Source organism: Methylibium sp. T29 (genome assembly GCF_000576205.1).
GTDB classification, from domain to species: domain Bacteria; phylum Pseudomonadota; class Gammaproteobacteria; order Burkholderiales; family Burkholderiaceae_C; genus Methylibium; species Methylibium petroleiphilum.
Genome location: NZ_AZND01000427.1, coordinates 1 through 1,792 on the forward strand (window position 1 = coordinate 1; position 1,792 = coordinate 1,792).

The 1,792-nt window shown below is 69.5% G+C and carries 1 protein-coding gene; it reads right to left on the bottom strand.

The features are described 5' to 3' along the window. Positions 1-373: 373 nt before the first annotated feature. The gene (locus x551_RS21705) at positions 374-1,690 is read right to left on the bottom strand and encodes an IS1380 family transposase (protein WP_036236574.1); all 1,317 of its coding nucleotides are present in this window, start codon (positions 1,688-1,690) and stop codon (positions 374-376) included. Positions 1,691-1,792: the final 102 nt, after the last annotated feature.

Sequence of the window (1,792 nt, forward strand, 5' to 3'; positions counted from 1 at the left end):
CCAGCTGAGCCGCAGTGCAGCGCTCGTCAGGCTGACTAGAGCCTCCCTCGCGGAGGGAGGCTGGAGGGTGCGGCCGAACACGCTGGAGCTCCCTCGCGGAGGGGGCTCGGGGGAGCCGTGCGTAAAGCCGCAGGCTAGGAGGCTGCGCGGCTTCTGCCGCGCGGACTCCTAGCCTGGATCTTTCGCGAGTGACGTACTGGATGACTGTGGCGGGGGTTTGAGGCAGGGATCGGGGCCCTGAGCGTGGCAGTCGGGGCCATTCGGCGATGGTTGGATGCGTTTTGCGCCGCGCGAGGGCACGTTTACCCCTTTCCCCGGCTTGGGCTGCGGGCCTCGTTGGGGTCAACGCGCGGGCCAGGCACTGGGTGAGCGTCTACGGGACGGCGGCCAGTCGCGCGGCGGCCACTTCGAACACGTCACGCAGCGGATGCTGGCTGGCCAGCATCAGGCGTACGCGCCGCGTGTTGCGCAGCACCGCCGCGCCGATCTTGAGCAGCCGCGTGCGGATCGTGGCCGTGCAGGCCTGCTGCAGTTCGGTGCCCGCCAAGGCCAGCCGCCTGAGGTTGATCATCAGCGTATAGGCCAGCGCCGCCAGCAGCAGCCGCATCTGGTTGGCTGCGTAGCGGTGGCAACTGGCGCGGCGGCCGAACAGATCCAGCTGCGCCTCCTTGATGCGGTTCTCGGCCTCGCCGCGGGCGCAGTACACCCGCTCGTAGAGCTCGCTGGCCTCGCCGCTCAGGCTGGTGACGATGAAGCGCGCATCAGCGCCTTGCGCGCCATGTTCCAGCCGCGCGATGACGCGTCGCTCACGACCCCAGCTGCGTGCCGCATAGCTGAACTCGCCGATCAGTCGCTCCTTGTCGCCGCTGGCCGCATGACGCTCGGCCACGGCCTGGGCGGCCAGTGCGCAGTTCCACTCCAGCACCGGGTTCTTCTGCACGCCCAGCACGTAGTCGATGCCCCAGGCCTCCAGCCGGCGCAGCACCTTCGGGCGGCTGAAGCCGCTGTCGCCGCGCACGATGAGCCGCACGCCCGGCCAGGCTTGTCGCAGGCGCCGCGCCAGCAGCTTGAGCACCGCGCTGACGATGCTGGCCGGATCCCGCCAACTCGGCCGCAGCACGCAGGCCAGCATGTCCTGCCCGCAGAACACGTACAGCGGCAGGTAGCAGTAGTTGTCGTAGTGGGCGTTGAAGTGCGCGCGTTCCTGCTGCCCGTGCAGCGGCACGTGCGCGGCGTCCACGTCCAGCACCAGCTGCGTCGGCGGCGCCTCGCGGCTGGCCACGAACTGCTCCAGCAGCACGCCATGCAACGCCCAGGCCTGGCGCGCCCCAGCCGCGTTCTCCAGCCGGCTCAGCGTGGGCGCACTGCCCAGGCTGCGGTCCCGGCCCACCGCGGTCTGCCAGACCAGGTCGTGCCGCAACGTGTTGTGATCGGTCACGTCCTGCCAGCCACAGCACAGCCCGTAGATGCGCTGCGCCAGCAACTCGCGCATGCCGTGCTCGACGCTGGCTGCACGCCGCGAGTCGCCCACTGCGCGTGCTGCCGAACGGCTCAGACCCAGCCGTTCATCCACCCGCCGCAGCAGCACCACCCCGCCGTCGCTGGCAATGTCCCCGCCATCGAAGGCCGCCTCGATCACGCGCCTGCCCACGCGGCCAAGCTCCATCCGGCGATCCGTACACTCTGGCATTGGGCGACCTCCCTCGCTGGCTCGGTTCCATAGACGTCGAACACCTATGAAAACGAACAACGAAGACAGGTCGCCTACTTCATGCCTCGCGAAAGATCCAGG